Here is a 7471-nt window from a genome sequence, read left to right on the forward strand (position 1 = left end):
CGAACCTCTGTTGGGTGTTTCTTGGGCATATCCGAATCCTTTCACCAGAAAGAAAGCGGCAGGAAATCAGGGACGGTTCAAACATCGCTCCGCCTATTAGAACGTTCAGCAATGCACCACACGGGCGCAGTCCGCTATACGCGCTCGGATGTTCTCGCAGAGCGCTGGGTCACTCGGTGCTTCATACCGGCTTATATTTCTTTGGCCGGCTTCTCGATGGACGTGGTAAAAAATGCCGTCAGCCGCGAAGTAGGTCCTGGACAAATATCGATATGGATCGAATACGTGTAGCGCAGTGGTCGCCCCGGCGAGCATCGCCACAGCGCGTTTACATTCCCCATACGAGGCTCCGTGGCCTCGACATTGACTTGACCTAGGGGGGGGTTGTGTTGATACGTTTAAAAAGAGACAAAGGTCATCTCGAGCCAATAAACTAATGGGGATTCAAATGAAAAAGCGTCTTTCTGTATCCGTTTCCGCTCTATCTATCGCGGGTTTGCTTTGTCTTGGCGCATCGCCCGCCTTCGCCGATAGCCCCTCTTACGACCAACCTATGCCACAGGAATTACTTCCCACCTCAAATAACACCTCGATCCAGGTCAATGGGTCATCCAGCAAGGAGGACGATTCCTCGACAAATGCAACAGTAGTGATGGATGGCACGCTGAGCGGGTACTCGCAGGAAAACATAACGCCCCCTGGCGGTATCGCAAACGACATTACGACTGGATTTGCAAGCAACGTAGACTTTGGCGGCTCGTTGATAACCGCTGCCGTTCTCAATGGACAGTCGTACGGGATCTGGCACGGGACCAGCCCCTGGACAGCGACGTCGATTAAGTTGACTGATACGTTTTGGTCCACCGGCGTAGGCGTAACGGCAAGCTACCCCGGTGCAAACGTCAGCATTACCGGCCAGTCCGTCACGATAAATAATACCGTGAGCAACACGCGAGAAAATCGTCACTACTACTCGAATCTAACGTTTAGCGGGACGCTGTTCACAGTGAATCAAGAAGCAAATACAAGCTTCCAGTTTGGATCATCCTTTTTCAATGACTACGTTGACTAGGGATGAGTGAACGCACCATTCAGAGAGGGCGGGTCTTCGGACTCGCCCTCCTGCTTTCCCTTACGCTGATCTGCTTGTCTGGCTGCGCGTCACCTCCGCAAAAGCTAAGCATGCTCGAGAAAACGTGTAAAACCGTGTCGCCTTACGTGGGAGCATTAAGTGATCCATCCCGCGTCGGCGCTGTCGGTACTTTCGGCGACGTGCCTGGTTTCGAAGGCAATTTTTCCTTGTATGAGTCAGCGTGGAACACGCTGATTGTTAGCGCGACATCCTCTGGAAGAGAACAACTCAATTCACTTGGGCTGACCTCACAGTTTGAATTGAACCTGAACGAGTCCCGCGCCGTCGAAGGCGACCAACTGTCGCGGCTAACGAACCGTGCGCTAAGCGTCCGCGCGCTCGCTGCACTTGATTCTAAGCTCCCCATCTCCGATTCAACCTTCTTTGAATGGTTCGAGAGCGATCGCTATACGGAACTCGATAGTGCGGGCGAGAGCATCGATATGACTCCCGTCGTTGCGGAGGCTTACGCTGAGGCCGAACACGAACTTCCAAAAGCGGTAATCGAGTCGGCACGCGCGCGGACATTGCACTTGGATGAGTCAGACCCTTCCGACGAGGTGATACTTCGAGACGGAATTCCTCTCCTGTATGTAGCTTCCCTGGGTGACCGGCTGAGCGGCGCCGCGAATCACAAATTTGCAGAGATTTACGAACAATGGAACACCACTGCACTTAGTTTGGGCTCGGGCATAGTTGGACTGCGGTCCTTGTACTACCTGCACTTATCAGCCGAACTGCTTGGACTCACAAGCGCTGCCGTGCCCCAAACCTTTCTATCAGGACTAGCCATTGACGTCAGTGCTTCCGGGAACTTGTCTAAAACCGGCACGAGCTACGAACCACAAGCTCACTTCTACGCGATCAAATTAGGATTGATACCGGCTGAATCGGCACACTATTTTGCCCAGCGTCAGCTTATTCCAGGGGGGTGGTTAGATGTTGTTTCACAGCCGACCCTCGCGTCGACGTTTCATGCAGCGATCATTTTTGCGGCGTGCGGAGGGGAAATGGGACTGTCCGATGCTCAGACTGAGGCCTGGACAGAGCAAGTAAAGAGCACCCACGGTACGACGAAGGGAGCGGCCCAACTTTGCGTAGTTGAAGCTGCCAACGCTGCTCGTTCTTTGCAGGAAATAGAAAGCATCTGCAACGGCATGTTAGAAGACCTTGCTGTCGAAATGCGAGCCGAGACCCAGAGTATTCTTGCTGTGGCTGCCGGCGAATATTCAAGGACGGATACTGATCTGTCAGTATTTGAGGACTACAGCACAGGCTCTGATTTTGGCTTCCTCCAAGAGTCGGACGGGCCGGACATCGTAGCGACAGCTATAGCTCACACTTTCACGGGCGCGAACCAGGACGAGCGTGCCGAAAGTCTGCAGACATTCTCCACTGGCGATCTTTGGGCGATCAACGCAGGCGATGAGCACTCAAACCTGCTGGCAATGATGTTCGCAACGGTCTTGTCCTTGGAGGGCAAGCAAACGGGCAGGCTGGCCATCGCCTTCTAGCCCGAAGTTACGTGGTCTGTCGACATGTTTATTTAGCTTGATCTCGGTTTTTGGTTGGGGTTGATCTGTTGTTTTGGCTACTTCAGCGTGGTGGGGATGGGTTGGCCGATGAGGTCGAAAGCGCGGCGCCGGATCGGGGTCGGTGTGGCGACCAGCTCAAAGCCGATGTTGGCGTCGTGGCAGCTGATGTGCATGCGGTTGCGGGTGAGGTCGCGAGGTGGCGGAGCAGACTGGTGAATCGCTGCGCGGGCTCGCCGCTGCCGGTGGTTCGAGTCGACGCCTTCGCGTGAACGGTCGTGGAGCACAGCGCTGGAGCGACGGGATCGGTGAGGGTGGACCAGTTTTCGCCGGTGAAGGTCAGCGACTCCCAGGCCCGGCGAAGGTGCCAGACGAGGTGGGCGGCGAGCATGTAGAGAAGTACGTGGACGTGCACTCGATTTTCGGTCCAGTGATGGATGGGACGCAGGTCCAGATCGATGCTCTTCCGACTGCAGAAGTCTCGCTCTACTCGGGCGAGAATGCGGGCCGAAGTAATCACGCCGCGGTCCCCGACCATGTCTGTGACCCCGAATGTTCTCTTCATCTCGATCGCAATCTGTTCGAACGCGGTCGGGTCTGCGGACTTGTCCAGCACCACCCGAATCGCGATCGGACGCCCGGTCCGATCGATGAGCAGGCCGTATTCAATGCGGAGGACCCTTCTTCTCATCCCGGAAGTACCCGCGCGCCGCGGGCTCGCAATGTTCCCCGTTCACCCGCGACGACGACAAGTTAAACAGCGCCAACCGGTCCGGGTCCGCCTCCAAGGTCAGGTGTTTTCGGGCGAGTTTCTTCTCCAGTGCTTGTTGCCGGCTGGCGCCAGTCCATCGCCGTGTAGACCTTGTCGGTGCTGACCTGACCGGGGCAAAAGTCTTCGGCGAGGGTGGTGTCTGCCCACCACCGGGTCGTGGCGAGTTTGGACCGAGGCTGGCAGACTCGAGCGACGATCAACGCCAGGACGATGTCCCGTGCTCGGCAATTCGGGCCGAGCATCGCGGGCGACCCGAGCTCTTTCGCCTGCGCGGCAACGGCCGCGGCATGGCCATGCGGGAGGGACCGGGTGATTTCTAGGCCGTTCCCAGCCACGACGAGGGCCTTGCTCGCCAGCGATGCTTTGAGGACCTCGATGGCGCTTTCCGGCGGCGCGGCCAAGGTCGCCAGCGTCGTGTGTTTGACCGGTGCGCCCTCGCGGTAGGAACGGCGCAAGAAAACCGATTCGTAGACGCGTTCCTCCCCAATCGTCGTCCGGGTCTTACTGCGCACTTTGTCCATATGCATCGCCGTCGATGACTTCGTCATGCCCTATTTTACCGCGATTCCTGACGTCTAATCATTAATCAGCCAGGAGTTTAGTGGCTGCAAATGCACAGGCGAAAGAGCTCTACTCCCTGTAACGACAGGGAGGCCGGGGCTCAGGACACTCGTAACTTCGGTCTCGTGCCTCTTACTACCTCAGTGCTATGCGTTCAAAGTCTGTTCGCGGAAAGCGAGATAGCCTGCTCCGGCGACGACCGCAGCGAGCATGACCCCAGCGGCTGCTACAGGCACAATCGTCAACCCCAAGGCCAAGAAAGCAAAATCGACAAGCAGAGTCGAGGCTGCAATTCCCGATGCAAACGATGCACGACGCCTTTGCTCGCCGACATTCAGGCTCTTGGCAGCAAATAGCGCCAGGAGTCCTCCTGAGACCGCCACTACCCAGAAAATTAGCCCGTAGGAAGCCCACCGGATAAAGAATCCGAAGTAGGCAGAAAAATCCGATGCCTGAAGAGGCATCGTCGCGATTAGAAGTCCGCTGGCAATGGTCAGGCTAAGGAAAAGACAGACTATAAGCAACCATATGACGGCTGGTTTCGTTGCATTATTCCCCGCGACGGTTTGAATTACCATTAATGAAGGCTACCCAATCCCTGGCTATCCCGCCAACCGTACCGTGGAGAAGTTAGGTTCCGAGATGCGAAAAAATGGGCGCGTTACCTGCACAAGGCATCACCAGCGGATGTCGACCGAGGTCGGCTCAATGACGCTTTGGCCGCTTTTCGAGACTTCCGCAACAGGGTGGCGCACCACGAAAACATCCTCGATGACTCGGAAAGCGTACGGCGCCGAACAGTCTTCGAGGATGTTTGCTCTCGAGCGACGCGCTGGCCCACGTCTCGGTCAACAGCGACGTGGCCACGATTCTGGTCCAACGACCTTTGGTGACGCGTAGATCATGGGACTGTCTGACGAGTGATTCCCAGAATCTGACTGTGCACGTCGTGCTGTCGCGCACGGTTCTCTTCCGGCCGCCGCTGTGAAGGAGACAAACGCGAGGCGCATCGTTGACGAATGGACGACTACGCACCAAGTGAAGTTCGTGCGCCCGGTTTCGCACGCTCCAGCGGTTCCGCGGAGATAGACGGCCAGGATAAGGCTCGAGCGGAGTCCATCCCGGACGGCTCTGGAACGATCAACATGAGTACTCGTGGGTTCCGGCCTGGGCTGGGCCCTGGATGCGATGGACGTTGGACTCATCTCCTTCGTCCTTGCCCAGTTGGCGGTGCAATGGAATACCACAGACGCGGAACTGTCCTGGATCGCATCAGCCGGGTTCATCGGCATGGCCATTGGCGCCGTCCTCGGCGGCTTGCTGGCCGACCGCATCGGTCGACGTCAGGTTTTCGCGCTCACCTTGCTCGTCTACGGACTCGCGACGGGAGCGTCGGCATTACCCGGGTTCGTGGCCATACTCATTGCCTGGCGATTCGTCGTGGGGTTCGGTCTCGGTGGTGAGCTTCCGGTCGCCTCGACGCTCGTGAGCGAGTTCGCGCCGCCACGAATTCGTGGCCGAATCATCGTCTTCCTCGAATCGTTCTGGGCCATCGGCTGGACCCTTTCCGCCGTGATCGGGTTTCTCGTTGTACCGTCTTCAACCGACGGTTGGCGCTGGGCGCTGGCTATTGGAGCGGCTCCGTCCGTGTACGCGGTGGTCGTGCGGCTGCGGCTGCCGGAGTCGGTTCGCTACCTCGAGTCGCGTGGCCGTTCCCAGGACGCGGAGTCGACCGTTCGACGCTTCGAAAAGTCCGCCGGAGTCACCGCTACACCCGATGATTTGGCACTGCCTGCGGCGATGAGTCCAGGACCGACCATTCCCGCGGCCAAAACGCGCCTCATCGCGCTGTGGTCGCCTGGCCTGCGTCGCCGAACCGGTGCGTTATGGCTGGTTTGGTTCTGCGTGAACTTCTCCTACTACGGCGCCTTTATCTGGCTTCCGACCATCCTGGTCGCGTCGGGATTCTCCCTTGTTCGCTCCTTCGCGTACACGTTCATCATCACCGTGGCTCAACTGCCGGGATACGCTGCCTCGGCGTACCTGATCGAACGGTGGGGGCGGCGCCGGACTCTCGCCGTGTTCCTCATCGGCTCGGCACTCTCGGCGGCGCTTTTCGGCGGCGCCGGAGACGCCACCCGGGTGATCGGTGCCGGCATGCTGCTTTCTTTCTTCAACCTCGGCGCATGGGGAGCGCTGTATACCGTTCCCCCGAGCTCTACCCCACACGCATCCGAGCCACCGGGGCCGGATGGGCGGCCGGCATCGGACGGATCGCCGCAATCCTGGCGCCGCTGGCCGTGCCGATGCTGCGCGAGACGGGCGGGACCGGCCTCCTGTTCGCGGTATTTGCCCTGTTCTTCGTGGTTGCGGCCCTCGGCGCTTTCGGACTCCCCGAGAAACAGGGCGAAGCCCTCGAGGACTGAAACAGTATCGACGCCAGCCAGGCGCCCACATCGGGCGCTGTCACAAGCGTGATCCAGAACTGGCGTGACTTACAGTGTCAGAAGAGTTATAGACGTTGTCGTAGAAATCCCCATTTGGAGCGGACCGCGGAGCATCCGCAGCAGCCTGAACGCATACATTGCCCTGACGAAACCTCGGTCAATTGAGTCGCTTCTTCTGATTACCATTCCGACGATGTCCTCGCTGAGAACAGTGTTCCGAGCCTTAGGCTCGTGCTCGCGACGCTCGTGGGCGAGGCGTCGAGCGCAACTGTTACATCGACCGCGGCATCGACCGGGTGATGCTCCGCGCTCAGGGGCGCCCCCTAGCCACGGGCGAGCTGACCGATCGGTAGGCGCTCGTCTTCGCGTGGGCGCTCGGCATCTGTCGGCTATGGCTGCTTGACTATCACCATGAACACCGCAGCATTTTCTTCCGATGGATACAACGCCGATTTTCTCCAGATCTCTCTGCCGCTCCCGGCCTCTCCTGCAGGAACCCTAGTTCGCGACCTGCCGTATACACATTTCAGTGTGCTCCTCGACCCTGCGCGGCGCCTCGCGATCGCGACCGCGACCGGTGTCAATATCGACGGAGATCACCTCGTTACCGTTGAGCGAGGTGACGACTGGCACTTCGACTCGCGTATCCCGCTTTATGAACAGGCCGGGGAAGCCGTCTACGCCAGAAACGACCTCGACCGCGGGCACCTCGTCCGGCGCCAGGACCCAGTCTGGGGCGACACAATGACAGCCCGGCGAGCGAATTACGACACCTTCGCCTACACCAACGCCGCCCCGTAAGCCGGAGCCTTTAACCAATCGAAACAACTCTGGCTCGGCCTCGAAGACCACATCCTCACCTACACACGCACCAACGGTAACCGCATCAGCGTCTTCACCGCCCCCGTGCTCTCAGCCCAGGACCCGACCTACCACGGCGTCAAGATGAACCGTCCCTGATTTCCTGCCGCTTTCTTTCTGGTGAAAGGATTCGGATATGCCCAAGAAACACCCAACAGAGGTTCGC

Annotated in this window: 6 protein-coding genes and 3 pseudogenes; 6 read left to right on the forward strand and 3 right to left on the reverse strand. The window is 58.5% G+C overall.

Annotated features, from left to right (window positions below; all coding sequences use genetic code 11):
- The 3 genes from CXY71_RS21610 to CXY71_RS00665 form a co-directional block, all read left to right on the forward strand.
- Positions 1–291: hypothetical protein (locus CXY71_RS21610; RefSeq protein ID WP_233204312.1), on the forward strand; the 291-nt coding region annotated here is incomplete at its 5' end.
- Between the two features lie 157 nt (positions 292–448).
- Entirely contained in the window at positions 449–1072 is a 624-nt protein-coding gene (locus CXY71_RS00660) for a hypothetical protein (RefSeq protein ID WP_146072691.1), read from the forward strand.
- 110 nt (positions 1073–1182) lie between these two features.
- Positions 1183–2646, forward strand: a complete 1464-nt coding sequence (locus tag CXY71_RS00665; RefSeq protein WP_146072692.1) for a hypothetical protein — start codon at positions 1183–1185, stop codon at positions 2644–2646.
- A gap of 82 nt (positions 2647–2728) precedes the next feature.
- Here CXY71_RS00665 and CXY71_RS21340 read toward each other — a convergent pair whose 3' ends face one another.
- From CXY71_RS21340 to CXY71_RS00675, 3 genes are all read right to left on the reverse strand, one after another.
- On the reverse strand, positions 2729–3355 hold the full coding sequence (locus tag CXY71_RS21340) for a hypothetical protein (protein WP_199184127.1): 627 nt from the start codon (positions 3353–3355) through the stop codon (positions 2729–2731).
- 62 nt (positions 3356–3417) lie between these two features.
- Complete coding sequence (locus CXY71_RS21345) at positions 3418–3984, reverse strand: hypothetical protein (protein WP_199184128.1); 567 nt, start codon at positions 3982–3984, stop codon at positions 3418–3420.
- A 159-nt stretch (positions 3985–4143) separates the two neighbouring features.
- On the reverse strand, positions 4144–4575 hold the full coding sequence (locus CXY71_RS00675) for a hypothetical protein (RefSeq protein WP_104133812.1): 432 nt from the start codon (positions 4573–4575) through the stop codon (positions 4144–4146).
- A gap of 520 nt (positions 4576–5095) precedes the next feature.
- Between CXY71_RS00675 and CXY71_RS00680 the strand changes: the two are divergent.
- The 3 pseudogenes from CXY71_RS00680 (at position 5096) to CXY71_RS00685 (ending at position 7404) form a co-directional block, all read left to right on the forward strand.
- Positions 5096–6423, forward strand: a pseudogene (locus CXY71_RS00680) (MFS transporter).
- A gap of 106 nt (positions 6424–6529) precedes the next feature.
- Positions 6530–6794 (forward strand): annotated as a pseudogene (locus CXY71_RS21615) (protoheme IX farnesyltransferase); the annotation flags it as partial.
- A gap of 61 nt (positions 6795–6855) precedes the next feature.
- Positions 6856–7404 (forward strand): annotated as a pseudogene (locus CXY71_RS00685) (DNA/RNA non-specific endonuclease).
- Positions 7405–7471: the final 67 nt, after the last annotated feature.

The sequence above is a fragment of the Cryobacterium sp. Y62 genome (genome assembly GCF_002929785.1).
Lineage (GTDB): Bacteria > Actinomycetota > Actinomycetes > Actinomycetales > Microbacteriaceae > Cryobacterium.

Coding starts and splice junctions, on each gene's coding strand:
- CXY71_RS00660 (WP_146072691.1), top strand. CDS start 449: ATGAAAAAGCGTCTTTCTGTATCCGTTTCCGCTCTATCTATCGCGGGT.
- CXY71_RS00665 (WP_146072692.1), top strand. CDS start 1,183: ATGCTCGAGAAAACGTGTAAAACCGTGTCGCCTTACGTGGGAGCATTA.
- CXY71_RS00675 (WP_104133812.1), bottom strand. CDS start 4,575: ATGGTAATTCAAACCGTCGCGGGGAATAATGCAACGAAACCAGCCGTC.
- CXY71_RS21345 (WP_199184128.1), bottom strand. CDS start 3,984: ATGACGAAGTCATCGACGGCGATGCATATGGACAAAGTGCGCAGTAAG.
- CXY71_RS21340 (WP_199184127.1), bottom strand. CDS start 3,355: ATGAGAAGAAGGGTCCTCCGCATTGAATACGGCCTGCTCATCGATCGG.